This is a genomic window from Plantactinospora solaniradicis, from assembly GCF_042658085.1.
GTDB lineage: Bacteria > Actinomycetota > Actinomycetes > Mycobacteriales > Micromonosporaceae > Plantactinospora > Plantactinospora solaniradicis.
The window spans coordinates 144,589-159,821 of sequence record NZ_JBHSPR010000020.1 but is presented as its reverse complement, the minus strand read 5'-3'; the positions used below and the strand labels follow the sequence as shown (position 1 = coordinate 159,821).

General features: G+C 70.8%; 19 protein-coding genes. 11 read left to right on the top strand and 8 right to left on the bottom strand.

The genetic code is table 11. The annotated features are described in order from the left end of the window. The first annotated feature begins 18 nt into the window (after positions 1 to 18). Positions 19 to 990 (top strand): Ppx/GppA phosphatase family protein, encoded by a 972-nt coding sequence (locus ACFP2T_RS25105; protein ID WP_377426190.1) that lies wholly within the window; start codon positions 19 to 21, stop codon positions 988 to 990. A 148-nt stretch (positions 991 to 1,138) separates the two neighbouring features. On the opposite strand, the gene ACFP2T_RS25100 is transcribed toward ACFP2T_RS25105, so the two are convergent. From ACFP2T_RS25100 to ACFP2T_RS25080, 5 genes are all read right to left on the bottom strand, one after another. Continuing rightward, positions 1,139 to 1,507, bottom strand: coding sequence for a hypothetical protein (locus tag ACFP2T_RS25100; protein WP_377425433.1), 369 nt, complete (start codon positions 1,505 to 1,507; stop codon positions 1,139 to 1,141). Between the two features lie 229 nt (positions 1,508 to 1,736). Then, positions 1,737 to 2,330, bottom strand: a complete 594-nt coding sequence (locus ACFP2T_RS25095) for a GNAT family N-acetyltransferase (protein WP_377425430.1) — start codon at positions 2,328 to 2,330, stop codon at positions 1,737 to 1,739. 10 nt (positions 2,331 to 2,340) lie between these two features. Then, on the bottom strand, positions 2,341 to 4,026 hold the full coding sequence (locus tag ACFP2T_RS25090) for a hypothetical protein (protein ID WP_377425429.1): 1,686 nt from the start codon (positions 4,024 to 4,026) through the stop codon (positions 2,341 to 2,343). Between the two features lie 11 nt (positions 4,027 to 4,037). Further along, on the bottom strand, positions 4,038 to 4,997 hold the full coding sequence (locus ACFP2T_RS25085) for an SDR family oxidoreductase (RefSeq protein WP_377425428.1): 960 nt from the start codon (positions 4,995 to 4,997) through the stop codon (positions 4,038 to 4,040). Between the two features lie 208 nt (positions 4,998 to 5,205). After that, positions 5,206 to 5,811, bottom strand: a complete 606-nt coding sequence (locus ACFP2T_RS25080) for a DUF3558 family protein (protein WP_377425426.1) — start codon at positions 5,809 to 5,811, stop codon at positions 5,206 to 5,208. A gap of 145 nt (positions 5,812 to 5,956) precedes the next feature. On the opposite strand from ACFP2T_RS25080, the gene ACFP2T_RS25075 reads away from it, so the two are divergent. Continuing rightward, positions 5,957 to 6,388 carry a hypothetical protein gene (locus ACFP2T_RS25075; RefSeq protein WP_377425424.1) on the top strand — a complete coding sequence of 144 codons (432 nt, stop codon included), beginning with the start codon at positions 5,957 to 5,959 and terminating at the stop codon, positions 6,386 to 6,388. Between the two features lie 16 nt (positions 6,389 to 6,404). Here ACFP2T_RS25075 and ACFP2T_RS25070 read toward each other — a convergent pair whose 3' ends face one another. After that, entirely contained in the window at positions 6,405 to 6,596 is a 192-nt protein-coding gene (locus ACFP2T_RS25070) for a DUF397 domain-containing protein (RefSeq protein ID WP_377425423.1), read from the bottom strand. Continuing rightward, positions 6,589 to 7,467, bottom strand: coding sequence for a helix-turn-helix domain-containing protein (locus tag ACFP2T_RS25065; RefSeq protein WP_377425421.1), 879 nt, complete (start codon positions 7,465 to 7,467; stop codon positions 6,589 to 6,591). The genes ACFP2T_RS25070 and ACFP2T_RS25065 overlap by 8 nt, the downstream gene beginning before the upstream one ends. A 256-nt stretch (positions 7,468 to 7,723) precedes the next feature. Between ACFP2T_RS25065 and ACFP2T_RS25060 the strand changes: the two genes are divergently transcribed. After that, a complete protein-coding gene (locus ACFP2T_RS25060) occupies positions 7,724 to 8,536 on the top strand; it encodes a class I SAM-dependent methyltransferase (protein WP_377425419.1) in 813 nt (270 codons plus the stop codon). 276 nt (positions 8,537 to 8,812) lie between these two features. Next, positions 8,813 to 9,142 carry an ArsR/SmtB family transcription factor gene (locus ACFP2T_RS25055; protein WP_377425417.1) on the top strand — a complete coding sequence of 110 codons (330 nt, stop codon included), beginning with the start codon at positions 8,813 to 8,815 and terminating at the stop codon, positions 9,140 to 9,142. A gap of 30 nt (positions 9,143 to 9,172) precedes the next feature. On the opposite strand, the gene ACFP2T_RS25050 is transcribed toward ACFP2T_RS25055, so the two are convergent. After that, entirely contained in the window at positions 9,173 to 9,604 is a 432-nt protein-coding gene (locus ACFP2T_RS25050) for a hypothetical protein (protein WP_377425415.1), read from the bottom strand. Between the two features lie 76 nt (positions 9,605 to 9,680). Between ACFP2T_RS25050 and ACFP2T_RS25045 the strand changes: the two genes are divergently transcribed. From ACFP2T_RS25045 to ACFP2T_RS25015, 7 genes are all read left to right on the top strand, one after another. After that, positions 9,681 to 10,013, top strand: coding sequence for a PadR family transcriptional regulator (locus tag ACFP2T_RS25045; protein ID WP_196206101.1), 333 nt, complete (start codon positions 9,681 to 9,683; stop codon positions 10,011 to 10,013). Between the two features lie 73 nt (positions 10,014 to 10,086). Further along, on the top strand, positions 10,087 to 11,130 hold the full coding sequence (locus tag ACFP2T_RS25040; protein ID WP_377425412.1) for an HAAS signaling domain-containing protein: 1,044 nt from the start codon (positions 10,087 to 10,089) through the stop codon (positions 11,128 to 11,130). Positions 11,131 to 11,340: 210 nt separating this feature from the next. Then, positions 11,341 to 12,036 carry a dienelactone hydrolase family protein gene (locus tag ACFP2T_RS25035; RefSeq protein WP_377425411.1) on the top strand — a complete coding sequence of 232 codons (696 nt, stop codon included), beginning with the start codon at positions 11,341 to 11,343 and terminating at the stop codon, positions 12,034 to 12,036. 10 nt (positions 12,037 to 12,046) lie between these two features. Next, positions 12,047 to 12,769, top strand: coding sequence for a uracil-DNA glycosylase (locus tag ACFP2T_RS25030; protein WP_377426187.1), 723 nt, complete (start codon positions 12,047 to 12,049; stop codon positions 12,767 to 12,769). Between the two features lie 22 nt (positions 12,770 to 12,791). Further along, positions 12,792 to 13,607 carry a DUF4129 domain-containing protein gene (locus ACFP2T_RS25025; RefSeq protein WP_377425409.1) on the top strand — a complete coding sequence of 272 codons (816 nt, stop codon included), beginning with the start codon at positions 12,792 to 12,794 and terminating at the stop codon, positions 13,605 to 13,607. After that, positions 13,604 to 14,197: a hypothetical protein gene (locus ACFP2T_RS25020; RefSeq protein ID WP_377425407.1), complete on the top strand. Its 594-nt coding sequence runs from the start codon at positions 13,604 to 13,606 to the stop codon at positions 14,195 to 14,197. The genes ACFP2T_RS25025 and ACFP2T_RS25020 overlap by 4 nt, the downstream gene beginning before the upstream one ends. Then, positions 14,194 to 15,210, top strand: coding sequence for an AAA family ATPase (locus ACFP2T_RS25015; RefSeq protein ID WP_377425405.1), 1,017 nt, complete (start codon positions 14,194 to 14,196; stop codon positions 15,208 to 15,210). The genes ACFP2T_RS25020 and ACFP2T_RS25015 overlap by 4 nt, the downstream gene beginning before the upstream one ends. The last annotated feature ends 23 nt before the right edge of the window (positions 15,211 to 15,233 follow it).

Genomic DNA, 15,233 nt, shown 5'->3' with positions numbered 1-15,233 from the left:
AGTCTGGCGTCCGTGACGATGGAAACGGTCTTTGAGCGGGTCGCCGCGATCGACTGCGGCACGAACTCGATCCGGCTGCTCGTGGCCGACCTGCCCGACCCCGCCGCCGGGCCGGAGGCCGAGCTGGTCGACGTGGTCCGCCGGATGGAGATCGTCCGGCTCGGCCAGGGCATCGACCGGACCGGCCGGCTGGCGCCGGAGGCGATCGAACGTACCCGGCTGGCACTGGTCGGGTACGCGACCGAGATCGAGTCGCTGGGCGTTGCGAAGATCCGGATGTGCGCCACCTCCGCCTCCCGGGACGCGTCGAACGCCGACGAGTTCCGGGCGATGGTGCTCGACGCGCTCGGCGTCGAGCCGGAGGTGGTGACCGGCGACGAGGAGGCCCGACTCTCCTTCACCGGGGCCGTACGCGGGCTGGACGCCGACGTACGGGAGCCGTACCTGGTTGTCGACATCGGCGGCGGGTCCACCGAGTTCGTGGTAGGCCGCCGTCCGGCCACCGGCGGTACGGCCAGGGTCGACGCGGCGGTGTCGGTGGACATCGGCTGTGTCCGGATGACCGAGCGGCACCTGTCCGGCGATCCGCCGACGGCGGAGCAGGTCGCGGCGGCCGAGGCCGACATCACGGCGGTGGTGGACCGGGCGCTGTCGATGGTGCCGGGACGGGAGGCGGCCACCCTGATCGGGCTGGCCGGGTCGGTCACCACGGTCGCCGGTATCGCCCTGGGCCTGCCGGAGTACAGACCCGAGCGGATCCACCACGCCCGGGTGTCGTACGCCGACGTGGTGAAGGTGACGACGGACCTGCTGGCCCGGTCGGCGGCCGAGCGGCTGACCATCCCGGTGATGCACCCCGGCCGTGCCGACGTGATCGGCGCGGGCGCCCTGGTGCTCCAGGTCATCATGCGGCGGGCCGGAATGTCCTCGGTGATCGCCAGCGAGCACGACATCCTCGACGGGATCGCCTACAGCCTGCTGCCGGCGTAGCGACGGGTGGACGCCGGCAGGGCGCGTTGCACGACGGCCAGTTCGGCCAGGGCGGGCATGGCCCCTCGGGGGTTGGCCATGCGGGATGGGAGCCGGTCCGGAAAGCGACCGGCCCCCACCGCAGGCGCTTCTCGGGCTGGCGACCGGCCTATCGGAGCCAGTCGTCGATGGTGTCGGCGGCCAGCCGGGTGAAGTTCTCCATCACCTCGGGCCTGGTCTCGAAGCCCGACTCCCAGCCGATGTCGTGCAGGATCGTCACCACCGGCCCGATCCGGACCACTGTGACCAGGTTGTCGGCGGTGCCGGTGACCTCGTCGGTGTTGATGTCGACGACGTCGCGGCGGATCCGGATCAGCAGTGCCTCGTCGCCCTGGTCGGGAGCTGTCAGCAGGCTGTACCGGGTCGTGCGGGGACCATCGGACTCCTGGCGGCAGTCCTGTACGGCATCGGCGAGCTGGTCCATGAAGGCTGCCGCCGACCGGTCTTCGTAGCATGCGCGTCCCGCATCGGCTGCCACCCTCCTCTCCGTATCCGATCTCCTAATCGGATTACGGGTGGCCGACTCGTCAGGTTGCGGCCGGTGTCGAGGTGATGACTGGCGAGCGACGATCGGTGCAGAGCGAGGACGATCAGTGGAGAGCGGGCGACGATCGGCTCTGGGTGGCGACGATCGGCTCAGAGTCGTGATCGGCTCAGAGTCGTGATCGGCTCAGAGTCGTGATCGGCTCAGAGTGGCGACGATCGGCTCAGAGCGGCGACGGGTCGCCGCGCAGCCGGCTGTAGAGCCAGCCGTCGCGCCAGCGACCTGCCCGGAACTCGACCGAGCGCACCACTCCCTCGAGGCGGAAGCCCGCCTTCTCCAGAGAGCGCTGCTCCGCGGTGTTCTCCGGATGGGTCCCCGCCTGGATGCGTTCGACGGGGGTGTGTGTGAACAGGTAGTCGCAGAGCGACGCCTGGGCCCGCCAGCCGATACCCTGGCCACGCCACTGCGGCAACAGGGCGATCCCGATCTCCCAGAAGCGGGCGGTGCCGGGCCCGGTCGCGTGCCAACTCACGAATCCGGCCGCGACCCACTCCGCTGTGACCGGCTCCGCTCCGGCCGGCTCCGCTCCGGGCGTCTCCGCTGCCGCCGTCTCCGCTTCGGATTCGCCGCCGACCTCGACGATCAGGCGGCTCTGTTCGGCACCGAGGTAGCCGTCGGTCGCAAAGCGTCGCGCCGGCTCCTGGGCGTCGCGGAAGCCGGCCCAGTCGAGACCGATCAGGCCGGGCTCGGTCAGGAACCGTTGGAACATCACGAGATCGCTCTCGACCACGGGTCGCAGCCGGACGGATGGTGTCACGTCGTTCTCCCTACGCTGGCCGATCGAGGACCGGAAAGGCGGCACGGGCAGCGGCGAACAGGCGAGGGTAGCCGTTGCCGTGGGCGTACGCGGCGGCATGCAGCGCGTCGACGGCGGCCACCAGCGGGTCGTCCCGGGTGACGGCGAAGATCGTCGGCAGCGCGATGGCCTGCTGGGAACAGTTCGGTGTGCCGTCGGGGATGGTGACGACCGTGCTCGGCACCCGCCGGTCGGCCCAGAGCCGCTGCCAGGTCCGGACCTCGTCGTCGAAGGGCGGCGGTGGTGCCGTGCCGCGCTCGACGGCGGCCAGTGCCCCGGCGATCCAGTCGACGGTGTCCAGTCCGGAGATCGCGCAGGCCCGACGCATCGCCCAGCGGGCGACGTTTCGTTGCTGCTCCGGGGTTGCCTCCGCCAGCGCGTCCAGCAGGTCACGATCGAGCCGGGCCAGGCCCAGGGTGTTGGCCGGCAGGTCGCGCAGCCGGTCGGAGGGTGGTCGGCCACCCCACCGCGTCGATTCATGGAGGAAACGCCGATGCCGGGCCGCAGTCGCCTCTTCGGCGGCCCGCGCGGCGATCTCATCGAACAGCGGCTGCCACGGATGCGGTGCCACGGGAGCACCGTCGGCCAGCCGCTGGGCGCGATGCAGCAGATGGTCCCAGACCAGACCGAGCAGGACGGCGTCTTCGCCGCGTACGCCACGGTGCAGCGCGGTGAGTTCGGCGGTGCCGTCGCCAGGCTGGGGACGCAGCCGCAGCTCGACCGTACTCGTGTCGGGATCGGGCGGCGTGGACGTCGATCCGGGCGCCGTCGACCAGCGCCAGGTCGCGGTGAACGTTTCCGCCGACCCGGGACGGGTCTCAGTCGCAGTCCCGGTCCCGGTCCGGACGGCGCGCAGCCTGATCTGCACACTCCCGGCCGGCACGACCAGCTCGTCGCCGTCCGGAACGGCACCGAGGAGGTCGCCGGGTCGCTGCCACAACGCCGCAGCCCGGTCCGCCGGCAGGAGACAAGCACGGTGTACGTCGACGCGTGGCACCTGCACGCCGCCCTGCTCCCGGACGGCGCCGCCCGTACCCGCTGCTCGGGCGGCTGACGCTGCCGCAGCGGCTCGGAGATTGGCGATCCGTGGATCGGGATTGGCCCTCGCCAGCAGCCGGACCATCGCCCAGCCCGCTCCCGCCGCAGGCTTCGGTGTCCAGGCGACCGGTGACAGGTCGTCGGTGTCCCGGGTGTGCAAGCCGGTCTCCTCGGAGACCGGCCAGGCGAGTACCTCGTACTCCTCGGGTGGGTCCGATGCCGGGCCGGTGTCCTCCGGGCGGCGGTTTCGGGCCCGGACCCGAACCCGGACCAGGCCGGGCCCGGTGACGGTGACGGCGACATCCCGGAAAGCGTCGGGACAGTCGCCCATCAGCCCGCACACGCTGATCCGGCCCGTCGCGCACCACAGGGTGGCATCGCTGACGGCCTCCCAGCCGTCGTCGGAGTCGGCGGCGGGCGGCCGCGCCAGGATCACCAGGCGTACGCCGACCCAACCAGTGTGCGGCCCGGTCATCACCGTCAGCACGCTCTCACCGGTCAACTGCACCAGGTCGTCGCCGACGGTGTAGAGCGGTAGGTCGCTGTTCTCGTGGCCGGTCGCCACCTGCAACTGATGGTACGAAACGAAGACCTGTTCGGTGCCACCCACGACGTCCACGTCTCCTCGACTCAGGCGGGCTGGTGCGCCTTCGGGTAGGTCACGCCACTGAGCTGTTCCGAGACGTCCCAGAGCCGGGTTGCGTCCTCGTCGTTCAGCGCACGGGCGGGGATCTTCGCCGGTGCCGCGCCGCCACGCAGTTCGCCGAACCCGTCCGGGCCGTAGTATCCGGCGCCCTCGGCATCCGGGCTGGTGGCGGCGTAGAGGGCGGGCAGGACGCCGGCGGGGACCTCCTGCCACACCCCGGGCACGAGGTAGAGGAGCCGGTTCCGGATCCGGTTGAGCCGGACCGAACGTCCACCGTGGGTAGGGCCGGTGACCTGGAGGTTCGTGATGGTCGCGCCCGGATGGGCGGCGTTGCTGCGGATGCCCCAGCCGCCGGCCACGCTGCGCCGGTCGAGTTCCCGGGCGAAGACGAGCTGGGCGAGCTTGGAGACGCCGTACGCGAGCACGCCCTGGTAGCGACGTTCACTCTGCAGGTCGTAAAAGTCCAACCGTCCCAGGCGGCTCATCAGGCTGCTGACCGACACCACCCGGGCCGATCCGGCGGCCCGCAGCAGCGGCAGCAGGTGGCCGGTCAGGGCGAAGTGCCCCAGATAGTTGGTGGCGAACTGGAGTTCGAACCCGTCCGAGGTGACCGCCCGGCGACGCGGGGCCATGATCCCGGCGTTGTTGGCCAGGAAGTCGACCGGCCGACCGGCCTTGTTCAGATCGGCGCCGAGCGCCGCGACGCTGGCCAGGGAGGACAGGTCCAGTTCCCGCAGGCTGAGGACCGCGTTGGGTACCCGGTCGCGGATCTTGGCGATCGCCTCGGCACCCTTCCGCTCGTTGCGGACCGCGAGGATCACCTCCGCGCCCGCCTGGGCGAACCGGCCGCTGAGGCCGAAACCGATTCCGCTGTTGGCTCCGGTGACGACCGCGAGCCTGCCGCTGAGATCCGGTACGTCGATGTCGGGTGCGCTACGTGGCATGGCCCCATTTTCCGGCCGATCCATCGACGATGGGGACCCGCTACGCCGTACCGGTGCCGCTATGTGTCGCAGTCGAGCATCGTCGAGGGAGGTGGTGCGGTGCGAATCGAGGTCGAGGGACGACTCCCGATCGTGGCCCGGCATTCTGGGCGCGGGTGCCGTGCCGGGTACCTGACCTCGACGTCGGACAAGGGCTCCTCCGGCCGGCTCATCCCAGGTGGGCGAGGATCGCTGTCGCGAAGGTGGTGTTGCGGGGACAGGATTTCGACCCGGCCGCGTCTTCGCCGAGAGGGCTGGCGATGAGCCGGAACGACTGCCTGGCCCCGATCGCGACGAGCGTGGTGCATCCTCCGCGTGCGGTGGTGCCCTGGACCGCCCGATGCCCGTCGATCTTGATCTGCTTCAGGTGCCGGAACTCCTTGGCCGCCGTCTGGTCAACCGACGGGTACGGGGTGAAAGCCACTACTCCATCCAGGATCCCCCATTGGCAGGACTTGCCGTCGAGGTCGGTCTCCGACCCTTCGATGATGATGCCGAGTTTGCCGCTGTCCTGCTGGTCGAGGGCGCGGCAGGGCTGCCGCGCCAGCTCGGCGAGGGTGGCGGCGGGGCCGGCGACCGTGGTGCTCGGCGTCGCCGCCTGGGCGGGAGTGGTGACGGTGGATGCCGGGGTGGTTCCGGCCGTACGCGGTTCGTCCCCGTCCCCCTCTCCGCCGCAACCGGCGACCATGACCGACGCTGCGACCAGGGCCGCCGCCATGGTCGTACGCCACCTCGGTCGCCGCCGACTTCCCGGTTCGCTGTCGCCCTGGGCCATGACCCCGACAGTACCGCCGGCACTCGGGACCGGTCCCCAGTGGCCGTAGCTCCAATCCTGGTCGCTTCGATGATCCGGGGGCTCAGGCTGGCTGCTGCCACTGTTGTGTCCAGGCGGGCGAGACGGCACCCGTACGCTGCCGTCCGTGACAGATCAACACAATGCCTCCGGCACCGTACGGCGGAGTCGGCGCGCTCTCGTCGTCGGCGCCGTCGCGGCCCTCTGCGTACTCGGACTCGTCTGGGCGGGGCTGGTGCTGCTCGGGGACGACCGGGAGATCCGGCTGGAGGCCACCACCCGGTCTGGCGAGGCGACGAGCATTTCCTGGAGCGGACCCGATGACAACGGCAAGGGCCACGATGTCGGCGACGGCCCGATGAGCGTCGTCAAGACTCCATGGTCCAAGGACATCGAGGTGGCGGTCGAGAGCGGGAGGATCAGCCTCAACGTCATCGCCGTGCTGGGCGACACCGCGACATGTCGTCTGCTCGTCGGCGACAGGGTGGTCGTGGAGGAGACGGGCAGGCCGGCTGCCCACTGCCTGGTGTCGGTGGAGCGGGCGTTCCCGGTCAACTGACCCCCGAGTGCATGACTCACGACCGCCTGGGTGGCTCGGCGACAAAGGACCGCCAGGCGTCGGACCGGAAGGTCAGGATGCCGCCGTCGCGGTCCTTGGTGTCGCGTACCAGCACCCGGCCGGGCAGGTTGCCCGCGACCTCGACGCAGGCGCCCTGATTACTGCTGCGGGTGCTCTTGTGCCAGCTCGGGATGGTCGGCTCAGTCATCGACAGCCTCCTTGATGATGGCGGTCAGCAGATCCTCGGAGTCCTCCTGGCTCAGGGCCAACTCTCCCAGTCTCTGCCAGACCTGATCGTAGACCGCCACCTCGGCCGGCTTGTCCAGGTAAAGGGCGCCGGTCAGGTTCTCGCTGTAGATGGTGGTTGGCTCGGGCGGTCGGGTGCCGATGGCCGGGAACTCGAAGATGTGGAACGAGTTGGCGACCGAGGCCAGGTGCGGACCGACCCCCGACGGCAGGATCCGGACGGTGACCGAGGGCACCCGGTTGGAGTTGGCCAGGTGAGCGAGTTGGGCCAACCAAGCGTCGTGATCGGCGATCGGACGGCGCAGCACCGCCTCGTCCACGATGACCTCCAGGTCGGGGGCCTTGGGGCGACGCCGGGTCAGGATTCGTTGCCGCTCAAGCCGAAGCGCCACCTTGGCGGCGACCTCCTGCTCGGTCACGTCCGGCTTGGTGCGGATCACCTCGGCGGCGTAGTCCGGGGTCTGGAGGAGTCCGGGAATCAGGGACGACTCGAACTGTCGGATCCGGGAGGCGGTCGCCTCCATGCCGACGTACAACTGGAACCAGGACGGGATCACTTCGCCGTAGGCGTGCCACCAGCCCTTGGCCTTGGACTCCCGGGCCAGGCCCAGCAGTACGTCGGTCATCTTCGTGGTCACGCCGTACAGCCGGCACATGGCTTCGACGTCGTGGGTACGTACCGTCGTCTCGCCCCGCTCGATCCGGTACATGCGGGCCCTCGACCATTCCAGGGTCTTGGCCGCCGGTTCGAGGTTGATCCCCGCCTCCTCTCGGGCGAGCTTGAGATGACGGCCGAGCTGACGCTGCGGTACCGATGATCCGTGGATGCCCACGATGCCGCTCCATTCTCGATGGACGGTTTTGAACGGCTCGAACGAGACACCGATATCGGGTCGGCCGAGCCGATGTCAATATTTCTCAGCAAATCTCGCACCATACTTCTGGCAAAGCGGCTAATCGATGTCGAAAACTTCCCGGCATGCGGTCGCGCTCGGTGGAACACGGGGTTGTTGGTCCCGGGTGCGACCTGCGGGGGGTCGCCGGTATCGGCAAAACCGGCGACCCCCTTCCACACACCGGGAGGTTGCGATGTCGTTCGCCGCACGCCCGCACGAGCCACAGCGGCCGATCTGGCTCTGCCGGGCGTGCGCCCGCCCCTGGCCCTGCCCGATCGCCCGCGCCCGGTTGACGATCGAATACGCCGCCGACCCGGTCGCACTGCACGTCTATCTCGGCACGGTCCTCCAGGACGCGATCGACGACCTGTACCGGCTCAATCCGCAGCCCGGTCCCGATCCGGCCGCCATGTACGCACGGTTTCTCGCCTGGGCCAGGCCACGACTGCGCATGATCGGCGCGTACAGTCCGGTCGTGGTGGGGAGTGCGATTCCGGAGCGGCTGCGCTGGGCCGTCCAGACAATGGATGTTGCACCCGGCGATCATTTGTTGGAGATCGGCTGTGGGACCGGAGTCGCGATCTCGTTGGTCTGCGATCGACTCGTCGACGGAACGATTACCGCGATTGACCGGTCGGCATCTGCGATCCGACAGGCGGAGCAACGGAATCTGCGGTACGTCTCGACGGGCCGGGCGGTCATCCGGCTCGGAACGCTGGAAGACTCCGATCTGGACGGCGAGCGGTTCGACAAGATCTTCGCCGTCAATGTCAATCTTTTCTGGGTACGCTCGCCGGCCCGCGAACTCGCGATCGTCAAGCGGCTGCTGAAGCCGACCGGGAGGCTCTACCTCTGCTACGAGCCGCCGGGCGCGGACCGGGCGGCCGAGTTGGCGCAGCGGTTGCCGGTCGTACTCGCCGAACACGGCTTCGACAGCAACACGGTCACCTCGACGACGACCAGGTCCGGCTCGCTGCTCTGTGTCACCGGCTCAGTCGAACGTTAGAGGCGCGGGTGCGCGCTGGCCTTCGTTCCGGACCACGAGCGGGGCGAGCCCACGGATATCGACCTCCGCGGGGCCGCGTCCTCGTCCGGGCGCTGGGCCAGCCACTCGGTGAGGTGCGGAAGATTTCCCCGTACGAAGTCCGCCCGTTGCCCGTCGGGTTCGGGCGTCGGCGCCTGGTCCTGGAGGACGAAGCCGGAGGGTCGCGAGGAACTGAGAGGCGCTTCGTCCTGAGTACATCTATCGCTGTATCCAGTAATTGCTGTATTGTTGCCCGGCATGGAGACCCTGACGCACGGCCAGGTCCTCGCGCGGTTCGGTCACGCGCTCTCGGACCAGACCCGGGCGCGGCTGTTGCTGGCGCTCCGGGACGGCCCGGGATATCCGGCCGAGTTGGCGGAACTGCTCGGGGCGACCCGGCAGAATCTCTCCAACCATCTCGCCTGTCTGCGCGGCTGTGGCCTGGTGGTGGCCGTACCGGAGGGGCGCCGGACCAGGTACGAACTCGCCGACCCCCGGATCGGGCACGCCCTGACCGACCTGCTCGGGGTCGTGCTGGCGGTGGACCCGGCGGCCTGCCCGGAGAGTGCGACCAAGGAGTGCTGCTGATGGCCGCCTGGGCTGACGGAGGGATCCGGCTCAACCGCTGCGGCGCAGGTCGGCCCGGGACTGCTCCCGGGGCTCGCCCTCGTCCCGGGACCACCACCAGGCGTAACTGATCTCTCCCGGCCGGGGCGTACGCAACACGATCCGGGCCACCAGCGGACCCTCGTACGCGGTGAAGTGGCCGGGAGTCTGCTGGGTGAAGCGCACCATGCCGGGCAGTTCGAGGCTGGCGACGTGCAGTTCGAGCCGACCGCCGCCGCCCAGCACCAGCACGCTGTGCTCGACGTGCCGCAGACCGTCCCGGTCGTTGGTGGCCTCGTAGTCCAGAATGGCGGCACGCCCGTTCAGGCTGGTGCTCACCGCCATCCGGGCCAGGAACGGCCCGCTCTCGGGGCCGTCGCCACGGCCCCGGTACACCCCGGTCGTCGCGGTGAGGCAGCGCAGTACGTCGGTCTCGGCAGGCACGGCGCCACCGTAGCCCCGGTGCGCCACGCTAGTACATTGTTGACGGTACTACGGATTGAACAGTAGCATCCTCGGCGTGGACACCACCCAGTTGCTCAAAGGTGTGCTGGACCTCGCGGTCCTCGCCGTGTTGAAGGACGAGGACGGCTACGGCTACGACATCATGCGCCGCCTGCGCGCCGCCGGTCTCGAGGAGATCGGTGACGCCTCGGTCTACGGCACCCTGCGCCGGCTCTTCCAGGGCGGACTGCTGACCACCTATGTCGTGCCCAGTGAGTCGGGGCCGCACCGCAAGTACTACGCGCTGAACGCGGCCGGACGGGACCAGCTCACCCGGTCGGGCAAGGTGTGGCGATCGTTCGCCAACACGATGGAGACGCTGCTCGACGACCGGGGGATGGCGGCATGACCGAGCGGAGCGAAGGCATCAGCCAGCCCAGTCGACGGGGTCATGGTGACGACGAGCGCAGCGAGGAGACGCCATGACCGAGCGGAGCGAGGGCACCGTGGTGACCGAGCAGGAGATCGCCCGGTACGTGGGCCAGGTCCGTGCGGCGCTGGGCGACCTCGCGCCGCCGGTCCGCGACGAACTCCTCGAAGACCTTCCGGAACACCTCGCCGAGGTGGCCGCCGAGGGAGAGGGCTCGCTGGTCGAGCGGCTCGGCCCGCCCGAGATGTACGCGGTCGAGCTGCGTACTGCCGCCGGGGTGGCCCCGCCCGTCACCGTCGTCAACCTGGACCAGCGGATCGCCAGCGTCGTCCGCAAGAGCCGCGACCGGCTGCGCGCGGTGGACTCGCGGCTCGGCCCGCCGATCGGGTACGGCCGGCTCAGTGAGTTCCTCCTCCTGTTGCGCCCCGCCTGGTGGGTGCTCCGGGGCTACCTGGCCGCCATGCTGATCACCGCGATTCTGACCGGTACCTCGTTCGGCCTGCTGCCCCGGCTCGGCGGCAGCGGCCTGGCCGCGATCCTGCTGCTGGCCGCGACCGTCGCCGGGTCGATCTGGCTCGGCCGGCGTACCGACCGGTTGGGTCGGCGCCCCAGGTGGATCCTGCACCTCGGCGCGGTGCTGCTGGTCTTCTTCGGCCTGGTCGGCTTCTTCGAGGCCGACAGCCGGGCCGTCGGTGGGTACGAGAACAACTACTCGCCGGTCTACACCGACCAGTACTCCGGAGTGCAGGACGTCTACGTCTACGACAGCGAGGGTCGACTGCTGACGGACGTACGGCTGTTCGACCAGAACGGTGAGCCGATCCGGCTCGGCAGTCCGTGGTGCGAGGAGGCGCAGCAGCGGTTGCAGCCCGGTCCGGACTATGTCGACCCGATGCGGCAGCCGTACCCCTACTGCCCGCAGAGCGCTCCGTTCCAGGTGCGCCCGACCGCACCGCCGCCCCTCTCGCCCACCGGATCCGCTGAGCCGACAGACAGCGTGGGCCCGACGCCGCCGGCCACCCCGAGTGGTTCCCCGGCGCCGGGGACGAGCCCGACCGGAGCCGTTCCGACTCCCACCCCGACCCCCACCACCTGATCCGTAGGCCCCGGGGGCGGGGCGAACGGCAACGACGTGGCGTACACCTCCGCAACAGGAGGTGTACGCCACGTCGCCGTTACCTTCCATCCCTCCGGTCGAGCGTGGCAGGCTACCCGCACACCCGACATGCAAGACCCGACCACCGGACATCGGTCGGAAAAAACTGTGCGACCAGCCAACGATGACTGACCGACAGGAGGGCCACCGATGGGCGAGATGGTGAGTTACCGCAGTAACGGCGGAACCAGCGAGGGATACCTCGCGGTACCCGTCGACGGCGCGACCGGGCCGGCCGTCATCGTCATCCAGGAGTGGTGGGGACTGGTGCCACACATCACCTCGGTCGCCGACCGGTTCGCCGAGGCCGGCTTCGTGGCGCTCGCCCCCGACCTCTACCACGGCACCTCCACCACCGAGCCCGACCACGCCGGAAAGCTGATCATGGGTCTGGCCATGGACCAGGCCGCCCGGGACATCGCCGGGGCCGCCGACTACCTCGCGGAGCGGCCGGAGGTGGTCGGCAAGGTCGGCTGCGTGGGCTTCTGCGCCGGTGGCAGTCTGGCGCTCTGGTCGGCGACGCTCTCCGACCGGATCGTCGCGACCGCAGGTTTCTACCCGGTGCTGCCGTGGGAACGGATGAGCCCGGACTGGGCGAACTACGCCGGCAAGGCCGCGGTGATCCACTGCTCGGAGGAGGACGGCACCTCGGCCGCCGACGGCGTCAAGGCGGCCCGGCGGGCGATCGAGGCGGCCGGTGGCGACTGCACCCTGCACGACTACCCCGGGACCCGGCACGCGTTCTTCAACGACGACCGCCCCGAGGTCTTCGACCAGCAGGCGGCGGCCAGCGCCTGGGCCCGTACCCTCGAACTCTTCCGGACCCGGCTTGGCACAGCCGCGTAACCCGCAGGACGTGCTCGCCCGCGCACCGCGGGCGAGCGGCCTGGCCGAGTTGGACCGCGAGGTTTCCGACTGCTTCGCCTGCCCGCGCCTGGTCGCCTGGCGCGAGGAGGTCGCCACCGTCCGTCGTGCCGCCTTCCGTGACCAGGAGTACTGGGGTCGGCCGGTGCCCGGCTTCGGCAGCCCGGACGCCCGGATCGCGATCCTCGGCCTGGCGCCGGCCGCGCACGGCGGCAACCGGACCGGGCGGATCTTCACCGGCGACCGGTCCGGGGACGTGCTCTTCGCCGCGCTGTACCGGGCCGGGCTGGCCAACCAGCCGACCAGCGTGGCGTCCGACGACGGGCTGAGCCTGCGGCACACCCGGATCGCCGCCGCCGTCCGCTGCGCGCCGCCGGACAACAAGCCCACCCCGGTCGAGCGGGACACCTGCGCACCCTGGCTGCACCGGGAGATCGAACTGATCAGGCCCACCCTGCGCGTCGTGGTCACCCTGGGCGCGTTCGCCTGGGCGGCGTGGTGGCCGACGCTCCGGCACGTGTACGGCGTCCGCCCGCCCACCCCGCGACCCCGGTTCGGCCATGGGGCACACTGGTCCGGAGATGCCGTACCGCAGGTCCTCGGCTGTTACCACGTCAGCCAGCAGAACACCTTTACCGGACGGCTCACACCGGCAATGCTGGACGAGGTGTTCACCCGGGCGAGGCGCCTGGCCGGGCTGGACGACTTCCGCTAGACGGCTCGAAGGGGCGGTGGCGATGACCGACGGGCACTCCGGTCGTGCCCGTCCGGGGGAGCAGCCGACCCGATCCACGGTGACCTCCGCCCTGCTGCGGACGCTGTGGCCGCTGGCCGCCGTCACCGGACTGCTGGGCCTGGCCGCCCTCGCGGCGGCCAACTCGTCGATCGGGTTCGAGCGGATCGAGCCGCCGGCCGACATCGTGCCGACCCTGCCCGAGCCGCAGTCGGCGGCGCCCGCCCAGGGCCAGGTGACCGCCGCTCCCGAGACCGGGCCGACCCTGCCGGACTGGATCCCGATGGTCGGCGCGCTGCTCTGCGGCGCGGTGGTGGCGGTCGTGCTCGGGGTGCTGGTCTGGGCCCTGGTCCGGGATCTGCTGCGGCGCCGGAAGGGACTCGCCAGGAGCACCGGCCGGCGGTCGGTCCGGTCCGCGACGGAAACCGCCGAGGAGGTGGTCGCCGCGCTCGACGCCGGACTGGTCGACCTCTCCGACAGCGACGCCGACCCGCGCAAGGCGGTCATCGCCTGCTGGGTCCGGCTGGAACAGGCCGCCTCGGCGGCCGGCGTCGAACGTCGGCCCGGCGACACCCCGACCGAGCTGGTGACCCGGCTGCTCGGCGCCGACCGGCCGGTCAGCGCCGACGTGCTGGCGGCGTTCGCCGAGGTCTACCGGGAGGCGCGGTACGCCACCCACACCGTGGACGAGCGGATGCGCGCCCAGGCCCGCTCCGCGCTGCAACGGCTGCGTACCGAACTCACCACCGCGCAGGGTGGTCCCGTGACCGCCGGCGGCGAGCGTTCCACGCGGTCCGGAGCCGAGGGCAGGTTCGGATGAGCGAGTCCAGCGCAAGCATCTACGACCTGCTCGAACACGAGGAGGAACAGCAGCCCAGGGCCGCCCGCCGCAGCAGTGGCGTACGGGCCTGGCTGCGGAGCGCGTTCGCCGCCGCGGCGCTCGCCGCCGCCGTCGTACTCGGGCTGCGGATGGTCGGGGTCGGAGTGTCGCCCGCCGCGATCTTCGCCGGCTTCCTGGCGCTGCTGCTGATCCGCCGGGTCGCCCAGGCGCTCACCCCACCGCCGCCGCCCCGGATCCGGTTCGCCCGGGACCCCGAGCGGGGCGAGGAGGACGGCAGCTACAACTGGGCCGTCCGGGACGCCCTGGGTAGCTCGGTCAACCGCTGGGAGGCCAAACTGGTCTGGTCGCAGGGGGAGCCGGAGCGGTTCAATCGGGCGGTGCTGCCGGTGCTCGCCGAACTCGCCGACGAACTGCTCCGGCAGCGGCACGGGATCACCCGGGCCGGCGATCCGGTCCGGGCCCGCGCACTGCTCGGCGAGCCCCTGTGGCAATTTCTCGGTACGCCTGCCAAGCGCACTCCGCCGCCGCGCGACCTCGCGGCGTACGTCGCCCAATTGGAGAAGCTATGAAAGACGCGGACCAGGTCACCACCTTCGACGTGGGGCGGCTCGCGCACGCGGTGCTGGACCAGGTCGGCACGGTGGTGGTGGGCAAGCGGGACGCCCTGGAACTGGTGCTGGCCGGGATCCTGGCCGGCGGGCACGTGCTGCTGGAGGACCTGCCGGGGCTCGGCAAGACGCTGACCGCCCGCTCGTTCGCGCAGGCGCTCGGGCTCGACTTCCGCCGGTTGCAGTTCACCCCGGACCTGCTGCCCGCCGACGTCACCGGGTCGTTCCTGTACGACCAGCGCACCGCCGACTTCACCTTCCGGGCCGGTCCGGTCTTCACGAACCTGCTGCTCGCCGACGAGATCAACCGTACGCCGCCGAAGACCCAGGCGGCGCTGCTGGAGGCGATGCAGGAGAAGCAGGTCTCGGTGGAGGGTGTCACCTACCGGCTGGACCCCCCGTTCCACGTGATCGCCACCGCCAACCCGATCGAGTACGAGGGCACGTACCCGCTGCCGGAGGCGCAGCTCGACCGCTTCCTGCTCCGGGTCTCGTTCGGCTATCCCACCCACGACGAGGAGTGGGACGTGCTGCGCCGCCGGATGAACCGCCGCCAGGAAGAGGCGGAGCTGAAGCCGGTGGTCGACGCCAACCTGCTCCGGGCGATGCAGGCGGCCCTGGAGAACGTGGTGGTGGAGGACTCCATCGGCCGCTACATCGTCGCGCTGACGGCGGCCACCCGTGAGCACGCCTCGGTGCTGGTCGGGGCCTCGCCCCGGGGCTCGCTCGGCCTGCTGCTGCTGGCTCGGGCGAAGGCCGCGTTCGCCAACCGTGACTACGTGATCCCCGAGGACGTCAAGGCGGTGGCGGTGCCGGTGCTGGCGCACCGGATCACGCTGCGGCCCGAGATGTGGCTGCGCCGGGTCGACCCGTCGTTCGTGGTGAACGAGGTCCTGGATTCCACGCCCGCGCCGGCCAGCGGCGCGCTGCCCAGTTACGCCGCCCGACCCGCGGGGGCGGCGCTATCGCCATGACGACGACCGAACCATACGTGCGA

Bases quoted from the DNA above. Each gene is read 5' to 3' on its own strand.
- ACFP2T_RS25105 (WP_377426190.1), top strand. From the start codon at position 19: ATGGAAACGGTCTTTGAGCGGGTCGCCGCGATCGACTGCGGCACGAAC.
- ACFP2T_RS25085 (WP_377425428.1), bottom strand. From the start codon at position 4,997: ATGCCACGTAGCGCACCCGACATCGACGTACCGGATCTCAGCGGCAGG.
- ACFP2T_RS25080 (WP_377425426.1), bottom strand. From the start codon at position 5,811: ATGGCCCAGGGCGACAGCGAACCGGGAAGTCGGCGGCGACCGAGGTGG.
- ACFP2T_RS25070 (WP_377425423.1), bottom strand. From the start codon at position 6,596: ATGACTGAGCCGACCATCCCGAGCTGGCACAAGAGCACCCGCAGCAGT.
- ACFP2T_RS25060 (WP_377425419.1), top strand. From the start codon at position 7,724: ATGTCGTTCGCCGCACGCCCGCACGAGCCACAGCGGCCGATCTGGCTC.
- ACFP2T_RS25055 (WP_377425417.1), top strand. From the start codon at position 8,813: ATGGAGACCCTGACGCACGGCCAGGTCCTCGCGCGGTTCGGTCACGCG.
- ACFP2T_RS25040 (WP_377425412.1), top strand. From the start codon at position 10,087: ATGACCGAGCGGAGCGAGGGCACCGTGGTGACCGAGCAGGAGATCGCC.
- ACFP2T_RS25035 (WP_377425411.1), top strand. From the start codon at position 11,341: ATGGGCGAGATGGTGAGTTACCGCAGTAACGGCGGAACCAGCGAGGGA.
- ACFP2T_RS25025 (WP_377425409.1), top strand. From the start codon at position 12,792: ATGACCGACGGGCACTCCGGTCGTGCCCGTCCGGGGGAGCAGCCGACC.
- ACFP2T_RS25020 (WP_377425407.1), top strand. From the start codon at position 13,604: ATGAGCGAGTCCAGCGCAAGCATCTACGACCTGCTCGAACACGAGGAG.
- ACFP2T_RS25015 (WP_377425405.1), top strand. From the start codon at position 14,194: ATGAAAGACGCGGACCAGGTCACCACCTTCGACGTGGGGCGGCTCGCG.